The organism is Sphingomonas hankookensis, assembly GCF_001619955.1.
In the GTDB taxonomy this organism is placed as follows: domain Bacteria; phylum Pseudomonadota; class Alphaproteobacteria; order Sphingomonadales; family Sphingomonadaceae; genus Sphingomonas; species Sphingomonas hankookensis_A.
In genome coordinates this window covers 186020-206739 of sequence record NZ_LQQO01000001.1, presented here as the reverse complement: position 1 = coordinate 206739, position 20720 = coordinate 186020, and the positions used below count along the sequence as shown (strand labels likewise).

At 68.3% G+C, this 20720-nt stretch carries 20 protein-coding genes; 8 read left to right on the top strand and 12 right to left on the bottom strand.

All coding sequences use genetic code 11. The annotated features are described in order from the left end of the window. Positions 1-179 precede the first annotated feature (179 nt). The 6 genes from AVT10_RS01080 to AVT10_RS01055 all read left to right on the top strand — a co-directional run bounded on the left by AVT10_RS01080 (position 180) and on the right by AVT10_RS01055 (position 5694). Positions 180-1388, top strand: a complete 1209-nt coding sequence (locus tag AVT10_RS01080) for a hydrolase (RefSeq protein ID WP_066687166.1) — start codon at positions 180-182, stop codon at positions 1386-1388. After that, complete coding sequence (locus AVT10_RS01075; protein WP_066687163.1) at positions 1385-2395, top strand: arginine N-succinyltransferase; 1011 nt, start codon at positions 1385-1387, stop codon at positions 2393-2395. The genes AVT10_RS01080 and AVT10_RS01075 overlap by 4 nt, the downstream gene beginning before the upstream one ends. Then, on the top strand, positions 2392-3651 hold the full coding sequence (locus AVT10_RS01070; RefSeq protein ID WP_066687160.1) for an N-succinylarginine dihydrolase: 1260 nt from the start codon (positions 2392-2394) through the stop codon (positions 3649-3651). Before AVT10_RS01075 ends, AVT10_RS01070 begins: the two co-directional genes overlap by 4 nt. Positions 3652-3717: 66 nt before the next feature. Beyond that, the gene (locus AVT10_RS01065; protein ID WP_066687157.1) at positions 3718-3939 is read left to right on the top strand and encodes a hypothetical protein; all 222 of its coding nucleotides are present in this window, start codon (positions 3718-3720) and stop codon (positions 3937-3939) included. A 9-nt stretch (positions 3940-3948) separates the two neighbouring features. Further along, entirely contained in the window at positions 3949-4746 is a 798-nt protein-coding gene (locus AVT10_RS01060; RefSeq protein WP_066687154.1) for a TrmH family RNA methyltransferase, read from the top strand. A 30-nt stretch (positions 4747-4776) separates the two neighbouring features. Next, positions 4777-5694: an arginase family protein gene (locus tag AVT10_RS01055; RefSeq protein WP_066687151.1), complete on the top strand. Its 918-nt coding sequence runs from the start codon at positions 4777-4779 to the stop codon at positions 5692-5694. A gap of 76 nt (positions 5695-5770) precedes the next feature. Here AVT10_RS01055 and rmuC read toward each other — a convergent pair whose 3' ends face one another. From rmuC to recR, 3 genes are all read right to left on the bottom strand, one after another. Next, positions 5771-7177 (bottom strand): DNA recombination protein RmuC, encoded by a 1407-nt coding sequence (gene rmuC, locus AVT10_RS01050; RefSeq protein WP_066687148.1) that lies wholly within the window; start codon positions 7175-7177, stop codon positions 5771-5773. Between the two features lie 80 nt (positions 7178-7257). After that, positions 7258-7782 (bottom strand): peptide deformylase, encoded by a 525-nt coding sequence (gene def, locus AVT10_RS01045; protein ID WP_066687146.1) that lies wholly within the window; start codon positions 7780-7782, stop codon positions 7258-7260. Positions 7783-7813: 31 nt separating this feature from the next. Beyond that, complete coding sequence (gene recR / locus AVT10_RS01040) at positions 7814-8410, bottom strand: recombination mediator RecR (RefSeq protein WP_066687145.1); 597 nt, start codon at positions 8408-8410, stop codon at positions 7814-7816. Between the two features lie 53 nt (positions 8411-8463). Here recR and fmt point away from each other — a divergent pair, with 53 nt between their 5' ends. Together fmt and truA are read left to right on the top strand one after the other, a co-directional pair. Beyond that, entirely contained in the window at positions 8464-9372 is a 909-nt protein-coding gene (gene fmt, locus AVT10_RS01035; RefSeq protein WP_066687144.1) for a methionyl-tRNA formyltransferase, read from the top strand. Continuing rightward, a complete protein-coding gene (truA, locus tag AVT10_RS01030; RefSeq protein WP_066687143.1) occupies positions 9369-10112 on the top strand; it encodes a tRNA pseudouridine(38-40) synthase TruA in 744 nt (247 codons plus the stop codon). The genes fmt and truA overlap by 4 nt, the downstream gene beginning before the upstream one ends. Before the next feature lie 106 nt (positions 10113-10218). On the opposite strand, the gene AVT10_RS01025 is transcribed toward truA, so the two are convergent. The 9 genes from AVT10_RS01025 to AVT10_RS00985 form a co-directional block, all read right to left on the bottom strand. Further along, complete coding sequence (locus tag AVT10_RS01025; protein ID WP_066687141.1) at positions 10219-11421, bottom strand: class I SAM-dependent RNA methyltransferase; 1203 nt, start codon at positions 11419-11421, stop codon at positions 10219-10221. Continuing rightward, a complete protein-coding gene (locus tag AVT10_RS01020; RefSeq protein WP_084401195.1) occupies positions 11412-12806 on the bottom strand; it encodes an NAD(P)H-hydrate dehydratase in 1395 nt (464 codons plus the stop codon). The genes AVT10_RS01025 and AVT10_RS01020 overlap by 10 nt, the downstream gene beginning before the upstream one ends. Continuing rightward, the gene (locus tag AVT10_RS01015; RefSeq protein ID WP_066687139.1) at positions 12803-13201 is read right to left on the bottom strand and encodes a hypothetical protein; all 399 of its coding nucleotides are present in this window, start codon (positions 13199-13201) and stop codon (positions 12803-12805) included. The genes AVT10_RS01020 and AVT10_RS01015 overlap by 4 nt, the downstream gene beginning before the upstream one ends. Before the next feature lie 64 nt (positions 13202-13265). Further along, complete coding sequence (gene ilvD / locus AVT10_RS01010; protein WP_066687137.1) at positions 13266-14987, bottom strand: dihydroxy-acid dehydratase; 1722 nt, start codon at positions 14985-14987, stop codon at positions 13266-13268. Between the two features lie 9 nt (positions 14988-14996). Beyond that, entirely contained in the window at positions 14997-15722 is a 726-nt protein-coding gene (locus AVT10_RS01005; protein WP_066687135.1) for an N-formylglutamate amidohydrolase, read from the bottom strand. Continuing rightward, positions 15723-16454, bottom strand: coding sequence for an enoyl-CoA hydratase/isomerase family protein (locus tag AVT10_RS01000; RefSeq protein WP_066687133.1), 732 nt, complete (start codon positions 16452-16454; stop codon positions 15723-15725). A gap of 149 nt (positions 16455-16603) precedes the next feature. Next, positions 16604-17431 (bottom strand): 4-(cytidine 5'-diphospho)-2-C-methyl-D-erythritol kinase, encoded by an 828-nt coding sequence (locus AVT10_RS00995; protein ID WP_066688047.1) that lies wholly within the window; start codon positions 17429-17431, stop codon positions 16604-16606. A gap of 5 nt (positions 17432-17436) precedes the next feature. Next, positions 17437-19002, bottom strand: a complete 1566-nt coding sequence (locus AVT10_RS00990) for a tetratricopeptide repeat protein (protein WP_232307821.1) — start codon at positions 19000-19002, stop codon at positions 17437-17439. 13 nt (positions 19003-19015) lie between these two features. Next, the gene (locus AVT10_RS00985; RefSeq protein WP_066687131.1) at positions 19016-20677 is read right to left on the bottom strand and encodes an electron transfer flavoprotein-ubiquinone oxidoreductase; all 1662 of its coding nucleotides are present in this window, start codon (positions 20675-20677) and stop codon (positions 19016-19018) included. Positions 20678-20720: the final 43 nt, after the last annotated feature.

The following is a 20720-nucleotide window of genomic DNA, read 5'->3' as shown; positions in this document are numbered from 1 at the left end:
GGTCTGGCTCGGATCTACCGTTTTCGTCACCCGGACTTGATCCGAGTGACGGCTTTTCCTCGCGGACGAAGGAAGAAGAAGCGGGCCCCCGGGTCAAGCCCGGGGTGACGTGGTGCGGCTTGACTGATGGACCACCACAAGCGGTTCCGTTTGATACGATATCACTCTACAACGTCCCGATGGACAGGATGACGATGGACGAACGCCGGTCGATCGAGGCGATCGATCAGGCGGAGATGCTGCGCCAGGTCGAACGATGGGTTGCCGTGAACAGCGGGACGCGCAACGTTCCGGGGTTGAACACCGTCGGGGCGATGCTGGCGGACGGTTTTGCCGCGCTGCCCGGCGCAATCACGCTGGTCGACCCCGATCCCGTGGAGACGGTCGATGCCGATGGCACCGTCCGCGCAATCGAGCATGGCCGACATCTTCTGGTCAGCGTGCGGCCCGAGGCGCCGGTGCGGATGCTGTTCACCGGCCACATGGACACGGTGTACGGTGAAACCCACGCCTTTCAGGCGATGCGCTATACCGACCCGAACACCCTGAACGGGCCGGGCGCGGCGGACATGAAGGGCGGGCTGTCGGTGATGCTGGCGGCGCTGAAGGCCGTCGAAGCCGCCGGGATCGGCGACCGGTTCGGCTATGACGTGATGATCAATTCGGACGAGGAAACCGGGTCGTTTTCCTCCGCGCGGCTGATCGAGCGGGTGGCGAAGGGCAAGGTCGCGGCCTTCACCTATGAACCCGCCCTGCCCGACGGCACGCTGGCCGGCGCGCGCGGGGGAACCGGCAATTTCTCGATTGTCGTCACCGGGCGCAGCGCGCATGCCGGGCGCAATCCGGAGGACGGGCGCAACGCCATCGTCGCCGCCGCCGACATCGCGCTCCGGTTGAACGCGGTGCGTGGGCCGCGATTGGCCGTCAATCCGGCAAAGATCGATGGCGGCGGGCCGAACAATGTCGTTCCCGACCATGCCGTGCTCCGCGTCAATTTCCGGCCGCACGGGTTGGACGAGATCGAACGCGCCCGGTCGCAGATCGACGCGGCGGTGGCGATGGTCGCCGCGCAGCACGACGTGACGATCGCGGTGCACGGCAGCTTCAACCGCCCGCCCAAGCCGATCGATGCGGGTGCGGCGAAGCTGTTCGCGCTGGTGCAGGCGGCCGGCGCCGACCTGTCGATCCCGATCGCGTGGCGCGACACCGGCGGGGTATGCGATGGCAACAACATTGCCGCCGCCGGGGTGCCGGTGATCGACACGATGGGCGTGCGCGGCGGCGCGATCCATTCGGCAGAGGAATTTATGATCGTCGACAGCCTGGCCGAACGCGCCCGCCTGTCGGCGCTGGCGATAGCCCGAATAGTGGCACAGGGGGGATTGTGACGTTTCGAATCCGTGCGGCGCGCGAAAGCGACCTGAAATATCTCTACGAAATGGCGAAGCTGACCGGCGGCGGCTTCACCAACCTGCCCCCCGACCGCAATGCTCTGATGACCCGACTGGAACGCAGCGCCGTCGCGTTCAGCCATGAAGAGGACGCCCCGCGCGACGAGGTGTTCGTGCTGGTGCTGGAGAATATCGACACCGGCGAGGTGCGCGGCACCTGCCAAGTGTTCACCAAGGTCGGGCAGCGCTGGCCCTTCTATTCGTACCGCGTCGCGACGCTGACCAAGCATAGCGAGGCGCTGGGCCGCACCTTCCGCGCGGACATCCTGAACCTCGTCAACGATCTGGAAGGGTCGAGCGAGGTCGGCGGGCTGTTCCTGCATCCGGGCGAGCGGGCCGGCGGGCTGGGGCTGCTGCTCGCCCGGTCGCGCTATCTGTTCATCGCGCGGCATCGCGGGCGCTTTGCCGACCGGGTGCTGGCGGAGCTGCGCGGGATCATCGACGAAGCGGGCGGATCGCCCTTCTGGGACGGGGTTGCCGGGCGCTTCTTCGGCATGACGTTCCAGGACGCCGACCAGTTCAATGCGATCCATGGCAACCAGTTCATCGCCGACCTGATGCCGCGCCACCCGGTCTATATCGCGATGCTGCCCGAAGCGGCGCGCGGGGTCATCGGCCTGCCCCATCCGACCGGTCGCGCGGCGATGCGGATGCTGGAGAATGAAGGCTTTGCCTATGAGAATTATGTCGACATCTTCGATGGCGGGCCGACCATGACCGCGCGGACCGACCAGATCGCGACGATCCGCGACCGGCGCGAGCGGCAGGTGGTGGCGATCGGCGAAGGCGGCACCCCGTCGCTGCTGTCGACCGGGCGCCTTTCCGATTTCCGCGCGTGCATGGGCGATGCGACGGTGCGCGACGACGGGATCGTGATCGATGCCGAAGCCGCCCGCGCGCTGAACGTCGCGGTCGGCGACACGGTATCGCAGGTGGCGCGATGAGCGTGCGCGAGATCAATTTCGACGGGATCATCGGTCCCAGCCACAATTATGCCGGGCTGAGCCATGGCAATCTGGCGGCGACGCGCAATGCGGGCGAGACGTCGCGGCCGCGCGCGGCGGCGTTGCAGGGGATCGCCAAGATGCGCGCGAACCTTGCGCTCGGGCTGACGCAGGGCATTTTGTTACCGCATCCGCGCCCGGACCATGGCTGGCTGGCGAAACTCGCGACGGACTATGCCGGTGCCCCGCCGCATCTCCGGGCACAGGCGCTGTCGGCGTCGGCAATGTGGGCGGCCAATGCGGCGACGGTTTCGCCGGCCAACGATTGCGGTGACGGGCGCTGCCACCTGACCGTCGCCAATCTGGTGACGATGCCGCATCGCAGCCATGAATGGCCGCAGACGTTGGCCCAGTTGCGGATCGCCTTTGCCGATCCGGCCTTTGCCGTGCACGGTCCGGTGCCCGCCCCGTTCGGCGACGAGGGCGCGGCGAACCATATGCGGTTGTGCGAAACCCATGGTGCACAGGGAGTCGAGGTGTTCGTCTATGGCGTGAGCGGCGGCCCCTTTCCCGCGCGTCAGCATCGCGAGGCGTCGGAAGCGATTGCGCGCGCCCACGGCCTCGATCCGGCACGGACGCTGTTGGCGCGGCAGTCCGACGCGGCGATCGCGGCGGGCGCATTCCATAACGACGTCGTCGCGGTGGCGAACGAGCGGGTGCTGTTCGCGCATGAACAGGCGTTCGAGGACCGCGATCGCTTCTTCGCCGACCTGCGTGCGGCAATGCCATCGGTCGAGATCATCGAGGTTCCGGCCGACCGGGTCAGCCTTGCCGACGCGATCACCTCCTACCTGTTCAATGCGCAGTTGGTGACCCTGCCCGATGGCGGCGGCATGGTGCTGATCCTGCCGAGCGAAGCGCGCGACAATGAACGGGTGTGGACGTGGTTGCAGGAAATGGTCGCCGGCAACGGACCGATCCGCCGGCTGGAGGTTGTCGATGTCCGCGAATCGATGGCCAATGGCGGCGGCCCGGCCTGCCTGCGGCTGCGGGTCGTGGCCGATCCGGCGACGGTCGATCCCCGGTTCCTGGTGGATGACGCGAAGCTCGACCGGATCGCGGCGGTGGTCGAGGCGCATTGGCCGGAACGGATCGCACCTGCCGATATCGGCGATCCCGCGCTGATCGAAGCGATCGAGGCGGCGCACCGCGCGCTACTGGAATCGCTCGACCTTGTCGGGTTAATTGACAATTAACCATCAGTCGGGCGGCGGGAGTGGCGGAAAACCGCCAATGGTACGCATTTTGCGTATTTTCGAACCATGCTGACCCGGCTGAAAAACCTGTTCACGATCAAGTCGAAGTTCGAGGCCTTCCTCGTCATCTACGGCTTGGGCGTTGGCGCGGTTGAGCGCGGCTTTCATTACATGGCGCAATATCCCGGGATCGGCGGGAAACTGTTGTTCGCGGTCTGCCCGATCGCGGTATTTATGGCGGGCACGCGCATCCTCGACTCCATCGACGCGGAGCGCGAGGAGCGCTAGGCGGAGGCCATGCCACGCGAAATTACCGCCTATTCGAACCCGATGGTGAAGGCCGCCCGCAACCTGCGGGAGAAGCGCCATCGCCGCGACCAGCGCCGCTTCCTGGCCGAGGGCCTGCGCATCCTGACCGAAGCGCGCGAGGCGGGGTGGCTGCCGGCCGAGCTGTATTTCGCGAGCGGCGAGCAGCATCCGCTGCTGGAGACGCTGATCGAGGAGACCGAGGCGGCGGGCGGCATCGCGATTTCGACCACGGTCGACATCCTGTCGAAACTGTCGGGCAAGGACAATCCGGGGTCGGTCGTCGGCGTCTATGACGAATTCTCCACCGAGTTGGCGCAGATCGACCGGCGCAATGCGTCGCTATGGCTGGTCGCCGAACGCCTGCGTGATCCGGGCAATCTGGGGACGATCCTGCGCACCGCCGATGCGACGGGCGCGGGCGGACTGATCCTGATCGACGAGTGCGTCGACCCGTTTTCGGTCGAGGCGGTGCGCGCGAGCATGGGGGCGATCTTCACCGTCGCGGTCGCGCGGGCCGATTGGGCGACGTTCAGGGACTGGCTGCGCAGTGGGCCGGGGACGTTGGTCGGTCTTAGCCTCGATACCGAGCATGACTATCGCGCGCCGACCTATCCCGATCCGACCTTCCTGCTGACCGGCAACGAGGCGCAGGGGATGCCGGACCATATGGCTGCCGAATGCGACCTGCTGGTGAAGATCCCGATGCTGGGCAAGGCCGACAGCCTGAACGCCGCGGTGGCGACGGCGGTGATGGCCTACACGGTGCTGGGGCAGCATCGGCCCTGAACCTTCCGCGTCGCGAGGGATTGAGAGGGGATGACCCGCCCGACCTTCGCCGCCCTGCCCGCCGCCGATATCGATGCGCTGGACCAGCCCAGCATCGTGCTGTTCGGCGCGAGCGAGGCGACGCCCTATGATGATGGCGAACCGAGCCATTCGGCCGAGGCACCGGCGGCGGTCCGTGCGGCGTCGCTGGGGTTCGCGCGGCAATTGTCGCAGATCGATTTCGACCTCGGCTTCACGCCTTTCCCCGATCCGAATGACGCGCGGGGGGTGGTGGATGTCGGCGATGTCGATACGCGGCCGCAGGATGCGGCCGGCAATCGCGAGCGGATCGAGGCGACGACGCGGACTGTGCTGAACGCCGGTGCGGTGCCGATCCTGCTGGGCGGCGATGATTCGGTGCCGATCCCGTTCGCTAGCGCCTTCGCCGATCATGGGCCGCTGACCGTTGTGCAGATCGACGCGCATGTCGATTGGGGCGACGATATCCGGGGCGAGCCGCTCGGCTATGGCTCGCCGATGCGGCGGCTGGCGGAGATGCCGCATGTCACGGGCATGGTGCAGGTCGGGGTGCGCGGGCTGGGCAGCGGTGGCGCGTGGCAGATCGAGGATGCACGTGGCTGGGGCAGCCGGATCGTTACCGCCTATGACCTGATCCGGGGCGGGATCGACGCCGCGATCGATCAGGTGCCGGCGGGCGGGCGGTATCTGGTGTCGATCGACTGCGACGGGATCGATCCGGCGGTGTTCCCGGCGGTGGCGATGCCGACGCCGGGCGGGTTACGCTACGAGGAGGTCGTGCTGCTGCTGACGGCACTTGCCGAGAGGGGCGAGATCGCGGGGCTGGTCCTGGCGGAATATGTGCCGGCGCGCGACGATCCGCATCGATTGTGTGCGGCGATGGCCGCGCGGATCGTGGCGGTGACGATGGGACTGGTTTTGGGGGCGTAAGACGGTCGAGATGACCCGCTGCCCGCAGCGTCATCGTCTCCCCGGCCTTGAGCCGGGGTAACGGCAGGAAGAAATCTCATTCCTCTACAGCCAGCTCGGCACTCTCCTCCGCCGCTGCGATAGCCACCGCCAGCTTGGTCAGCGGACGCGGCGATTGCTCTACGACCGGCAGCGGCTCGATACTCTTGCCGCCGGTGTCGATATTCAGCGTCTCGAACCGCTTGGCCGACGTCATCACCTGCGATTCGAGGCTGCCGACGAATGCGTTATAGGCGGTGTTCGCGCCTTCCAGATTCTTGCCGAGCTTGGCGACATGCTCGCCCATCTTGGCGAGGCGGGCGTGGAGTTCGCGGCCGAGCTGGCCGATCTGCCGCGCTTCGCCGGCGAGCTTTTCCTGCCGCCACACTGCCGCGACGGTACGGGCGATGGCGATCAGGTTGGTCGGGGTCGCGATCAGCACCCGGCGGTCGAACGCATAGTCCCACAGCGCCGGATCATGTTCGAGCGCGGCGGCAAGGAAATGTTCGCCCGGCACGAACATGACGACATAATCGGGCGTATCCTCGAACTGCGACTGGTAGCTCTTGGCACCCAGCGCGTTGACGTGATTTTTCATCGACGCGACGTGTGCGGTCATGAAGCCGGCGCGCTCGACCTCGTCCACCGCGCCATGCGCGTCCTGATAGGCGTTGAGCGACACCTTGGCATCGATCACGAGGCTCTTGCCGCCAGGCACCTTGACGATGGCATCGGGACGCAGGCGGCCGTCGCCATGGTCGACCGAGACCTCCATCTGGAAGTCGGTATGCTCGGCAAGGCCGCAGGTTTCGAGCACGTTGCGCAACTGCTGCTCGCCCCAGCGGCCCCGCGCCTTGGGCGCCGAACGGAGTGCGTTGACCAGCTTGGCCGCCTCGCTCTTGACCGATTCCTGGCCGATGCGCATCGCGTCCATCAGGCCCTTCAGCGTGCCATAGGCTTCCTGCCGCTCGCCCTCGACCTTGGTCATGCTGGCTTCGTAGCGCTTCAGCGTCGCCTCGACCGGGGCCAACAACGCCTTCAGCTTCATCTCGTTGGTGTCGCCCGCCTGGGCGAAGCGTTCGTTGGCGCGTTGCAGGAACTGCTTCTGCGCGCCTTCCAGCATGACATGCGCGGTTTCGCGGAACTGCGCGGCCATCGCCTCGCGCGCGTCCTTGAACTCGGTCAGCCGTTCCTCGAACGCTGCGGCATTCGCCTTGAGCGCAGCATGGTCGAGCAATAGCGCATCGCGGTCGGCACGGATTTCCGCCAGCTCCTCGCGCAGCGCCGGTACTTCCTTCGCGCGTTCGGAGGCCAAAGCGAGGTCGGCGATCGCCTGCTTGAAATCGTCCTCGCGCTTGTCGCGCTCCTCGCGCAGCGACTGCACCTGCCGGCTGCCCATCAGCCAGCCGATCGCCAGCCCCGCGAGCAGGACGGCAGCGACGATGACGATGACAAGCGGGTCCATGCGATACTCCGGGAGGAACGGACCCGGAACCTACCCCCGCCCCGCCCGCCCGACAAGGCGAACGGGGTTCGGTTCGTCGCTTACGCCGCCTTGCGCGCCTTGTTCAGCTTCTTGATGACCATGTCGCGCTTCAGCCGCGAGAGATGGTCGATGAACAGTACCCCGTTCAAATGGTCCATTTCATGCTGGAGACAGGTCGCCATCAACCCGTCGAGCCATTGGTCATGGGCGTCGCCCTTTTCGTCCAGCCACGTCACGCGGCAGCGCGCGGGACGGACGACATCGGCATATTGTTCGGGGATCGACAGGCAGCCTTCCTGATAGGTCGACAGCTCTTCCGACACTTCCTCGATCACCGGATTGACGAAGGCATGCGGCGCCTTGACCGGCTTGCCCTCGTCATCCTCCTCGTCCTGCAGGTCGATGACCAGCACGCGCTTCGGCACGGCGACCTGGATCGCGGCAAGACCGATGCCCGGCGCGTCGTACATCGTGTCGAACATGTCGGCGATGAGGGTCTTTACCTCGTCCGTCACGCCCTCCACGGGTTCGGAGACGAGGCGGAGGCGCGGGTCGGGGATTTCGATGATCGGAAGAATGGCCATAGCGGCTAGCTATGTAGCATAGTCCGGGGCGTCAAGCGACCGGGCGTCGTGCGCGGAGCGCCTGTGCCAGCGTGCCTTCGTCGAGATAGTCGAGTTCGCCGCCGACCGGCAGGCCATGGGCGAGCTGGGTCAGGCGGACCGGATATTTCTCGATCCGCTCGGCGATGTAATGGGCCGTGGTCTGCCCCTCCAGCGTGGCGTTCATCGCGAGGACGACTTCGTCGATCCCGCCCGCCGCGACGCGGCCGACCAGCGAATCGATGGCGAGATCGTCGGGACGGACGCCTTCCAGTGCCGACAGCCGACCGCCCAGCACATGAAAGCGGCCGGGGAACAGTCGCGCGCGGTCGAGCGCCCAAAGGTCGGCGACCTCCTCCACCACGCACAGCGACCGGTCATCGCGGCGCGGGTCGGTGCAGATGCCGCACGGGTCGGTCGTGTCGACATTGCCGCAGGTCGAACAGGTCGCCAGATTGCGCGCCACCCGGTCGAGCGCGGTCAGCAGCGGGTCGAGCGCCGTCTCCCGCTTTTTGACCAGATGCAGCACCGCGCGGCGCGCCGAACGGGGCCCTAGACCGGGGAGGCGGGAGAGCGCCTGCGTCAGCGCGTCGATTTCGGGAGAGGCCATCGGGCCCAAGATAGGGGGTTGCGCGGACGGACGCCACGGTGTCGAGAGGCGTCATGCGGATCATCTTCATGGGCACGCCCGAATTTGCGGTGCCAATCCTTCAGGCGCTGGTCGATGCGGGGCATGACGTCGTCGCTTCGTACAGCCAGCCGCCGCGTCGTGCGGGGCGGGGCAAGGCGCTGACCCCCTCCCCGGTTCACAAACTGGCCGAATCGCTGGGGATCGCGGTGCGGGTGCCGGAGTCGTTGCGCGATCCGGCGGTGCAGGCCGAGTTCGCCGCGCTGAATGCCGATGTCGCGGTGGTCGCTGCCTATGGGTTGCTGTTGCCGCGTGCGGTGCTGGATGCGCCGCGTCTCGGGTGTCTGAACGTCCATGGATCGCTGCTGCCGCGCTGGCGGGGGGCGGCGCCGATCCAGCGGGCGATCCTCGCCGGCGATGCCGAAACCGGCGTCGGCATCATGCAGATGGCGGCGGGGATGGATACCGGGCCGGTGCGGCTGGAAGGGCGGACGCCGGTCGCGGGCAAGACGGCGGGCGAACTGGCGATCGAGCTGAGCGCGATGGGCGCACGGCTGATGCTGGAAGTGCTCGCCGACCCCGACGCCTATCCGCCGGTCGAACAGGCGAGCGAGGGCGTGACCCATGCCGCCAAGATCGACAAGGCCGAGGCGCGGCTGCGCTTCGACGGCAACGCGGTCGATGCCGAGCGGCAGGTGCGCGCGTTCAACCCGGCGCCCGGCGCGTTCCTCGAAGTGCAGGGCGAGCGGATCAAGATACTGTCGGCGCGGGTCGTGCCGGATGGCGGCGGCGAACCGGGAACCGTGATCGGCGACCGACTGGAGATCGCCTGTGCGGACGGCGTGTTGGTGCCGGTACTGGTGCAGCGCGCCGGGCGTGGCGTGACGTCGGCGGACGAAATGCTGCGCGGCTTTGCGATCCCGAAGGGCACGCGTGTCGCATGACCCGGTTCGCCCTGACGGTCGAATATGACGGACGGCCGTTCGTCGGCTGGCAGCGCCAGTCCGAAGGGGCGAGCGTGCAAGGATCGATCGAGCGCGCGCTGTTCGAGGTGACCGGCGAGCAGGCGGCGGTCCATGCCGCCGGGCGTACCGATGCCGGGGTCCATGCGACGGGGATGCGGGCGCATGTCGACGTTGCGAAGGCGATCGACCCGTTCCGGTTGATGGAGGCGCTGAACGCCCGGCTGCGGCCAGATCCGGTCGCGATCCTCGACTGCGAAGTCGTGCCCGACGACTGGCATGCACGCTTTTCCTGCATGCGGCGAGCCTATGTCTATCGCATCACGTGCCGTCGCGCGCCGCTGACCCATGAGCTGGGGCTGGCATGGCGGGTGCCGCAGCCGCTGGATGCCGAGGCGATGGCGGAAGGCGCGGCACGGTTGGTCGGGCGGCACGACTTCACCACCTTTCGCTCGGCACATTGCCAGGCGGACAGTCCGCTGCGGACGCTCGACCGGTTGGCGGTGGAGCGCGATGGCGACCGGATGCGCATCCATGCCGCCGCGCGGTCATTCCTGCATCATCAGGTCCGCTCGATGGTCGGCTGCCTTGCCATGGTGGGTCAAGGCAAGCGGACGCCGGACGATCTGGCCGATATCCTCGCGGCGCGCGACCGGTCGGCGCTGTGGCTGAACGCGCCGCCGGACGGGCTGTATTTCGTGGGGGCTGAGTACCCCGGCTGAGCGTCAAAGTTCACTAAGTTCACACTCGTGCGCTTTTCGTGCCATGCCCGGTCTTGCCCTGCCCCGCCGCCGACCCTGAATGGCAGATCGGTGGCGTGTAGGAAAGTCAGCGGACCAGTCGCGCGACCAGTTCGACATGGGTCGACCAGCGGAACTGCCCGACCGGCTGGACCCAGTCGATGCGGTAGCCGGCTTGTACCAACGTCTTAGCATCACGCGCGAAGCTGCTGGGATTGCACGAAACATAGGCGATGACCGGCGCCTTGCTATCGGCCAGTGCCGCCGCCTGTTCGCGGGCGCCGGCGCGCGGCGGGTCGAGGATCACCGCGTCGAACCGGTCGAGTTCGGTGGCGGTCAGCGGGCGGCGGAACAGGTCGCGATGGTCGGCGACGACCGGGCGGCCCGCGCGGGCGGCGGCGAGCTTCAGCGCCATGATAGCCTCCCTTCCCGCCTCCCCCGCATAGGTGCGGATGTTGACACCACGCGACAGGGTGAAGGTGCCTAGCCCGGCGAACAGGTCGGCGACGATGGCCGCGCCGGCAACCGCTTCGTCGACCGCCGCGATCAGCGCGGCCTCGCCATCGCCGGTCGCCTGCAGGAAACTGCCCGGCGGGAACGGCACCGGCACGCCGCCCAGCGTCACCGTGACCGGTTCCGGCTCCCACCGCGCCTCCGCACCCATGCCGTCGTCGATCGACAGCCGGGCGAGCCGCTGGTCCTGTGCAAAGGCGGTCAGCGCTTCGGCGGCGGCCAGCCCTTCGGCAATCTGGCCGATGATGAGGACGTCGACGCCCTGATCCACCCGCGCGAGATGAACATCGGCGCGCGACCGGTCCTTGAGCGCGGTCGCCAGCAGCCAGCGCAGCGGGGCTACGGCGGCGAAGAGTTCGGGCAGCAGGACATGGCATTCGCGCAGATCAACGATGCGGTGACTGCCACTTTCGGTGAAGCCGAGCGTCACCTGCTTGCCGCGCCGGTCGGCATGGAGCGTCGCGCGGCGGCGGGTTTGCGGTGCCGACAGGATCGCCGGCCGGACGGGGGCGTCGAGCGATTGCGATGCCAGCGCCCCGCGCACGCGGTCGGCGACGAAATCGGCCTCGCTCGCCAGGTCGAGGTGCTGAAGCTGGCACCCGCCGCACGCCGGAAAGTGGCGGCAGGGCGGTTCGGCATGATGCGGGCCGAATTGCAGCGAGCCGTCGGGCAACAGCCGGTCGCCCGGCGCGGCGAGCGGGACGTGAACGCCGTCGCCGGTCACGCCTTCGCCCCGCGCGGCGACGCGGACGATCACATCGTCATCGATCAGCGACATTCGGCGATCGCCTGTCCGAGATGGTCGACCAGCGTGTCCGCTACGAACGCCGGACCGGCGAGCCGCGCGGCGCGACTGTGCAGCCACACCGCCTCCGCCGCCGCCCGATCGCCGCCGGACCGCAGCCGCGCGGCGAGGATGCCGGCAAGCACGTCGCCTGTGCCGGCAGTCGACAGCCAGGACAGCGCATGCGGAGAGACGGTGACGGTGCCGTCGGGGGAAGCGATCACGGTATCGGGGCCTTTGTGGACGATGGTGGCGCGCGCCTGTAGCGCAGCTTGGGCCGTCCGGTCGATCTTGTTGCCGTTACCGTTGCCGAACATGCGGTCGAACTCGCCGCCATGCGGGGTCAGGAAGGTCGGTGCGGATCGGGTGGCGATGCGCTCGACGCCTGCTTCGCCCAGCAGCGAGATGGCATCGCCATCGATGACCAGCGGCGCGACGCAGGCGAGCGCTGCGTCGATCAGCCGACCGGCAGCATCGCCCCGCCCCAGCCCGGGGCCGACCAGCACCGCGGCCAGTCGTTCGTCGGCCAGCAGGCTGTGCGGATCGTCCAGCGGCCGGCGGACCAGTGCATCCGGCCCGCCGATCCCTGCATCGTCGCCGGCAAGGATGACATAACCCGCCCCCGCCGTCAGCGCGGCATGGGCCGCCAGCCGCGCCGCGCCCGGCATGGCCCCGGCCAGCACCGTCACCAGTCCCCGACTGTATTTATGGGCATCCCGCGCCGGCGGAGCGATGACCGGTCGGGCGATGGTGCGCGCTGCGTCGGGAAGCGTGATACCGAGATCGGCGAGCAGGACGTGGCCCATGCGTGCGGCATCCGGGCCAGTGACGTGCGCCGGCTTCAGTGCGCCCAACGCGATGGTGCAATCGGCATGAGCCGCGCCGTCGAACGACTGGCCCGCATCGGCATCGATCCCGCTCGGCAGATCGATCGCGATGACGAAGGTGTCGCGAGTCAGCCGTGCCAGCTGTCCGGCGAGGTCGGGAGCCAGGGGGCGCGACAGACCGATGCCGAACAGCCCGTCCACGACAACCGGACGCGGCGTTGCCTCGGTCAAATCCGTGATGGCATCACCCCATGCGGCACGCATCCGGGCCGCGGCGCCTTCCGTGTGACCGGGCAAGGCAGCGACCGCGACATCGATACCCCATTGCCGCAAATAGCGTGCACAAACAAAGGCATCACCGCCATTGTTACCGCCGCCCGCGAGCACCAGAACAGAACGTCCCAGCGCCAGTCGGCGTACTTCGCGCGCCACGGCCAGCCCTGCGCGGTCCATCAAGGCGTCCTGGGCGATGCCGGACGCGAAGGCGGCATCCTCCGCCGCGCGCATGTCGGCGCTTCGCAGGATCGGCGCGTCCGTCGGAAACAGGCTCATCGGGCGACCGGCCCGACCGTCGCGGGCAGGCGATAGCGGGCGCTGCCGATGGCAACTTCGATCCGGTTGTCACCGACGACCGTGACCTTCGCCGCCTCGGACCCGTCCGCCGCGACCACGCCGCGTCCGTCACCGGCAATGCGCAGCCGGTGGAAGCCGCCGTCGGGCTGGCGCAGGGTCAGCAGCGTGCCGTCCCGATCGGCGGTCCGTTCGATGGTGCAGTCCGCCGCCAGCGGTGCCGCAGGGTCGGCGGCACATTCGATCCGGCCGGCGTCATCGGCAGCGGCGCGCTGCTCCGCCTCGATATTGGCGAGGACCGCCGGGTCGGGCTTCGGATCGCATCCGGCCAAAATCAGGAGGGCAAGAAGGACGGGGCGGCGGTCGAATCCGGTCATCCCGGAGCGATACCACAGGCAACTGCAAACCGTATCCCCGCATAGGCGGGGATACGCTCAACCCTCAGATATCGGCGTAGACGTGCCGCTCGGCCTTGGCACCCGGATGGGTCACCGCGCCCTGATAGGCTGGGCCGACCGTGGTCGAGTAGCGCCACAGCGCGCCCGACTGATAGTCGTTGACGCGCGGCTGCCACCGGGCGCGACGATCGGCCAGCACATCGGGCGCGACGTCGAGATCGATGGTGCCGGCATCGGCGTCGATGGTGATGATGTCGCCATCCTCGACCAGCGCGATCGGGCCGCCTTCGGCCGCTTCGGGACCGACATGGCCGATGCAGAAGCCGCGCGTAGCGCCCGAGAAGCGCCCATCGGTGATCAGCGCGACGCTTTCGCCCATGCCGAGGCCGTAGAGCGCGGCGGTGGTCGACAGCATCTCGCGCATGCCTGGGCCGCCCTTCGGCCCTTCATAGCGGATGACGACGACCGAACCTTCGGTGATGTTCCGTGCCTCGACCGCGGCGAAGGCGTCCTCCTCGCAATCGAACACGCGGGCGGTGCCGGTGAACTGCAGGCGCTTCATGCCGGCAACTTTGACGATCGCGCCATCGGGGGCGAGCGTCCCGCGTAGGCCGACGACGCCGCCGGTCGGGGTGATCGGCGTCTTGACGTCGTAGATGACCTTCTGGTCGGGGTTCCACGTCACTTCGTCGATATTCTCGCCCAGCGTCTTGCCGGTGACGGTCATGCAGCTGCCGTCGAGCAGATCGTTCGCCAGCATCGTCTTCATCAGCATGTAGACGCCGCCGGCTTCGTACATGTCCTTGGCGACATACTTACCGCCGGGCTTGAGGTCTGCGACGTAAGGCGTTGATTTGAAAGCCTCCGCGACGTCGAACAGGTCGAAGTCGATCCCGGCTTCCGACGCCATCGCCGGCAGGTGGAGTGCGGCGTTGGTCGAGCCGCCGGTCGCCGCCACGACGCGCGCGGCATTGATGAAGGCGGCACGCGTCGCAATATCGCGCGGACGCAGGTTAAGGCGGACCAGCTCCATCACCTCCTTGCCGGCCGCGATCGCGATCTCCTCCCGGCTGCGATAAGGAGCGGGCACCATGTTCGAATTGGGCAGCGACAGGCCGATGGCTTCGCCGACGCACGCCATGGTGTTGGCGGTGAACTGGCCCCCGCAGGCGCCATGGCCCGGACAGGCGACCTTTTCCAAGGCGGTCAGGTCGTGCAGCGGGCAGGTGCCGGCGGCGTAGCGGCCGACCGCTTCGAACACGTCGACGACGGTGACGTCGCGATCCTCGAACCGGCCGGGCAGGATCGATCCGCCATAGACGAAGATCGACGGCACGTTCAGGCGCAGCATCGCCATCATCATGCCGGGCAGCGATTTGTCGCAGCCGGCAAAGCCGACCAGCGCGTCGTAGCAATGGCCGCGCACGGACAGTTCGACCGAATCGGCGATGACTTCGCGGCTGACCAGCGAGGATTTCATCCCCTGATGGCCCATGGCGATGCCGTCGGTCACGGTAATGGTGTTGAAGCGGCGCGGCATGCCGCCGCCTGCCACCACGCCTTCGCGTGCGGCGTCGGCCTGAAAATCGAGCGTCGTGTTGCACGGCGCGCTGTCGTTGCCGGCCGAGGCGAGCGCGACGAACGGCTTGGCGATATCCTCTTCGGCGATCCCCATCGCGTAATAATAGCTGCGATGCGGCGCGCGTTCGGGGCCGACGGAGACGTGGCGGCTGGGCAGCCGCGATTTGTCGAAAGGCTGGGTCATGGCGACAGCCTATTGCGCGGAGGCGCGCTCCAGCGCAAGTCCGTTGCGCACCGCAGCGATCATGTCGGCCAGGATGGCGCACCACCGCGCTACACCGGCGGGATCGGCGATCAGGTCGTTGCGGACCTCGACCGACAGCGACGGGATGCCCTGCCCTTCGGCATGGCGGTCGAGCGTGGCGTTCAGGATGCGGCCCGAATAGGGTTCCTGATCGCCGGTCGGGATGCCCTGGGCGCGGAGATAGTCGATGGCGATGCGCGCGGCGCGGTCGTCGCGGCCGTAGAGGATGCCGGCTTCCCATGGACGCGGACCGCCACCGGTTTCCAGTTGCGGCGTGAAGCTGTGGATCGCGACGATCAGGCGCGGGCGGTCGCGGCGAACCTGGTCACGGATCGCGCGGTGATAGGGGGCGTGGAAGCGGGCGATGCGATCGGCGCGGTCCGCCCCGACATTCGCGCGGATCGCGTGGCCGTCGGAGACCTCGGGGATCAGGCCGGGATGATCGCTCTGCCGATGCAGGTCGATCACCAGCCGCGAGACGGTGCCGAGGATCGCCGGGGCATCAAGGCGGGCGGACAGGGCCCGGGTGAGCGGTCCGGCGCCGATATCGACGCCGACATGGAGCGACAGCAGGTGCGGCGGAATGGCGATGTCGTCGGGCACCCAGGCCGAGGCGTGGTCGCATAGCAACAGCAGGTCGGTACCGGTTCCGGGCAGGATGTCGGCAGCGGTCATTCAGAACTCCGGCGGTCGGCGATCGCAAAAGGCGGCCAGCCCTTCGCCCAGTTCGACGCTGTCGAACGCCGCATCGAACCGGGTTTCTCCGCCGGGAGCGCCGTCAAGCGCGAGCTTGAGGCCGCGGTTGGCAGCCGGGGCGTTGGCGGCGATGCGGGCGGCGAGCGCCTGTGCGGCGGACAGGGCGTCGACGGCGCGGTGATGCGCCAGACCGAGGGCACGGGCTTCGTCGGCGTCGATCGCGTCGCCGGTGTAGAGCAGGCGCGCCGCCTGCCCCCGCCCGACCGCTGCGACGAGGCGCGCCACATCGGCTGGCGGGTAGAGGATGCCCAGCCGCGCCGGTGGTACGGCGAAGCGCGCGCCATCTCCCGCTACGAGCAGGTCGCATGCCAGCGCCAGCGCGACCGCTGCACCGAAGCAACCGCCGTCGACCGCTGCGATGACCGGCATCGGCAGGCGCGCGACGCCTTCGACCGCCGCTGTCAGGCTTTCGCGAAAGACTTTGCGGCGCGCGGGGTTCGCGCGCAGTTCGGCGAATTCGGCGATGTCGGCACCGGCGGAGAAGATGCCCGGTTCGCGCGAGGCGATCAGGACGACCCGCGCATCGCTGTCCGCCAGATCGGCTACGCGTTCGGCTAGCGCCTGCCATGCTGCGATCGGCAAGGCGTTGCGCGCGCTGCCCCGCGCGATCCACAGCGTCGCGACCGCACCGACGGATGTGCAGTCGATCATCGGGGGAAAGTGGGCGGCGCCCGAAGAGACCGCCCACGGACGATCCGCTCCTGGCGATTGATCCGCAGGCGAGGCATCGCAAGCATCGCGCCAGTCGGCCGCTCCTCCGGCACGCCTCGCCGACTGTGCCGCACCGGGACGATCGCCTGTCACGTGAGTGCCGTTTCGAGACACCACCAGCCGGGCTGCGCGGCGCGGATGGTGGTGGCGGCGGTCGCGCAATCCTCCTCCCGGTCGAACAGTGCGAAGCAGGTCGCCCCCGATCCCGACATGCGCACCAGCCGAACGCCCGGCGCGGCGCCCAGCATATCGAGCACCGTGTCGATCGCCGGGGCCAGCGCGCGGGCGGGCGGTTCGAGATCGTTGCGTCCGGCCAGCGCGATGGTCAGTGCGTCTCCGTTCGGCAGGGCGCCGCGATCGATCCGATCCCAGCCTGCAAAAACGGCTGCGGTCGATACCGCTACGCCCGGATTGACGAGCAATACCGGCAGCGGCGGCACCTTGATCGGCGTCAGCTGTTCGCCACGCCCGCGCCCGATCATGGTCCGTCCGGCGAGACAGGCGGGAACGTCCGATCCGAGGTCGGCGGCGATGGCCATCAGCGCCGGATCGTCCGGGGACACGCCGGCAAGCTGGGCCATGCCGCGCAGCGTCGCGGCGGCGTCGGCCGATCCGCCACCGATGCCCGATGCCACCGGCAGATGCTTGTCGAGGACGATCGACAGCGGGTCGCCCGCGCCGAACGTGCCGCGAAAGGCATCGCGGGTGCGGGTGACGAGATTATCGCCCTCCCCGCTCAACCCGCTGGCGAACGGGCCGATGATCGCGAAACCGTCACGCTCCGCCGGGGTCAGGCGGACGCTGTCGCCGTCGCGGACGAACACGAACAGCGTCTCCAGTTCGTGATAGCCATCGTCCCGCCGGGCGCGGACGTGCAGGGCGAGGTTCAGCTTGGCGGGTGCGGGTTCGACGATCATCGCATTCAGCGATGCGACGAAGCCGGCCCGTTCGCAAGCTTCGTCGCCAGCCGGGCTGCGTCGGCACCGCTGGCGGACACCGCCGCAGCCCGCCACGCATAGCGGGCCTCGACCCGGCGGCCGGCGGCCCAGTAGAGGTCGCCGAGATGTTCGTTGATCTCGACATCGTCGGGCGCCTGCCGCACCGCACCCTCGATCAGCGGCAGCGCGGCGGCAAGATTGCCGGCGCGAAACCGCGCCCAGCCGAGCGAATCGGCGATAGCCGGGTCCTTGGGCGCAAGGGCATGGGCACGCTCCAGCATCCGCGTCGCCTCCGCGACATTCTCGCCGCGATCGACCTGCGCATAGCCGAGATAGTTGAGCGCGGCCGGCTCCTGCGGCGCGAGGTCCACCGCGCGGCGGAGCATGGGCAGCGCGCCAGCCCAGTCGCCCGATCGGTCGAGCGCGGCGCCCCGTTGCAGGTACAGCGTCCAGTCCGCGTCCGGTCCGGCCTGTGCCAGCACGCGGGCATAGATCCGCGCCGCTTCCGCCGGCTGGTTCGATTCGAGCAGCAGGTCGCCGTAGCGGCGCAGGCTGGCAGTCGAGGCATCCCGTCGCACCGCCTGTTCCCGCGCCAGCGCCAGCGCACCGGACAGGTCGCCCGCCCGCTGGAGGATCACGATACCCAGCGCATTGGCGGTGCTGGCAAAGGGATCGCCCGCCGGGATCGACGCCAGGGTCGTGCGTGCCTCCGCCACGGCATCGTCGCGGGCGAGTGCGTCGGCGAGCGCGATGCGGGCGCGGGAATAATCGGGGTCGAGCAGCAGCGCCGAGCGGCTGAGCATGATTGCCAGCGCCTCGGTCCCTTCCGCCGACAGGTCGCCGGCCATGCGGGCGAACAGGCGCGATACGCCGAAACGGGCGTCGCCCTTGCTCCCGCGCCCCAGCGTCTCGGCAGCGCGGGCAAGCACCGGGTCATTGCCCGCCAGCAGGGCACGTGCCGCCTCGCGGTCGCTGCGGGCAAGGAGTTGCGCGGCGTTCAGGCGAAAATCGGCGTCGCCACCGGTCGTCGACAACAGGGCGCGGGTGGCGGCGATCCCCTGCACCGTCTGCCCAGTCGCCAGCAGGCGCAGCGCGGCGTTTTCGGCGGCGTAGCGGCGCGGGATCGCGCCGAGATCGGTGGTGACGACCGGCGGGGGCAGATCGACCCAGCTGGCGAGCAGCGGAGCCAGAAAGCCGAGCGGCGATTCGGCCAGCCGGTCGAGCGCGGCACGCTGGCCCTTCGCATCGCGAGCGACGACCGCGTCGCTGAAGGCAAGGATATCGAGGTCGGGCGGCGCGACGTCGGCATCACGCAGCACGGCCCCCGCCCGCCGGGCCAGCGGCAGGTCGCCCGCCGCCAGCGCCTGTCCCAACGCCCGCACCGCGATGACCGGATCGGAGGGCTGCGCGGCGAGCGCCATCGCATAGCCCTGTGCGGCAACGGTAACATGGCCCTCCGCATCGGCGGCTCGGGCCTTCACATAAGCAGTCAGCGAGGTGACAGGCACGGTGGGCACCGCCGACGCCGGTGTCACCACGAGCGCCGCCACGATCATCCCCAGACTACATGTTCGGATAATTCGGTCCTCCGCCGCCTTCCGGCACGACCCAGTTGATGTTCTGCGTCGGGTCCTTGATGTCGCACGTCTTGCAGTGGACGCAGTTCTGCGCGTTGATCACGAACTTCGGATTGTCCGTTTCCGCCCCCACAATCTCATATACGCCCGCCGGGCAATAACGTTGCGCGGGTTCGTCATAGAGCGGCAGGTCGTAGGTGACCGGGATATCGGGGTCCTTGAGCGTCAGATGGACCGGCTGATCCTCTTCATGATTGGTGTTCGACAGGAACACCGACGACAGCCGGTCGAAGCTCAACACGCCATCGGGCTTGGGATAGGCGATCGGCTTCACCTGATCCTTGCGCCACAGGCTTTCGTGATCGGGATGATGGCCGAGCGTGAAGGGCATGCGCAGCCCCCAATGTTCGGCCCACATCGTCGCGTTGGCGATGCCCGACCCGACGAAATCGCCATATTTCTTGACCAGCGGCACGACGTTGCGGACGGTACGCAGCTCCTCATACACCCAGCTCGATTCATAGGCAGCGGTGTAGGCGGTGAGTTCGTCACCGGCCCGCCCGTCGCGCACCGCCGCGAAGGCAGCTTCGGCGGCCATCATGCCCGACTTCATCGCGGTATGGATGCCCTTGATCCGCGGCACGTTCAGGAACCCTGCCGAACAGCCGACCAGCACCCCGCCGGGGAAGGTCAGCTTGGGCACCGACTGCCATCCGCCATCGTTGATCGCGCGTGCGCCGTACGACACGCGCTTGCCGCCCTTCAGGATCGCGGCGATCGCCGGATGCGTCTTCCACCGCTGCATCTCGTGGAAGGGCGAGAGATAGGGGTTCGAATAGTTGAGCCAGGTGACGAAGCCCAGCGCCACCTGCCCGTTCGCCTGATGATACAGGAACCCGCCGCCGTTCGACCCGCGCGTCTCGCTGAGCGGCCAGCCCTGGGTATGGATCACGCGACCGGGAACGTGGTTCTCGGCGGGAATGTCCCACAATTCCTTGATGCCGAGGCCATAGACCTGCGGCTGGCTGTCGCGGGTGAGGTCGAAGGTGCGGATGATCTGCTTCGACAGATGGCCCCGCACGCCCTCTGCGAAGAAGGTGTATTTGGCGTGGAGTTCGAGGCCGGGCTGCCAGTCGGGCTTACGCGTACCGTCGCGGGCGACACCCATGTCACCGGTCGCGACGCCCTTCACCGAACCGTCGTCATGGTAGAGGATTTCCGCCGCCGCGAAACCGGGGAAGATTTCGACGCCCAGCCCTTCGGCCTGTTCGGCCAGCCAGCGGCACATATTGCCCAGCGACCCGGTATAGGTGCCCTTGTTCTGCATGAAGGGCGGCAGGATGCGGTGCGATACCTCGCTGCTGCCGGTCTCCGACAGCAGCCAGTGGTGGTTTTCGGTCACCGGCACTTCGGCCATCGGACAGCCCATCGTCCGCCATTCGGGCAGCAATTCGTCCATCGCGCGCGGATCGAACACCGCGCCCGACAGGATATGGGCGCCGACCTCCGACCCCTTTTCCAGCACGCACACGGCCAGTTCCTCGCCGCTGTCGGCCGCCATCTGCTTCAGCCGGATCGCCGCGGACAGGCCGGCAGGCCCCGCGCCGACGATCACGACGTCATAGGGCATCGATTCCCGTTCGCTCATTGCATCATCCTCTTGGGGCCAGCCGCCCCCCATGTCGTCGCGT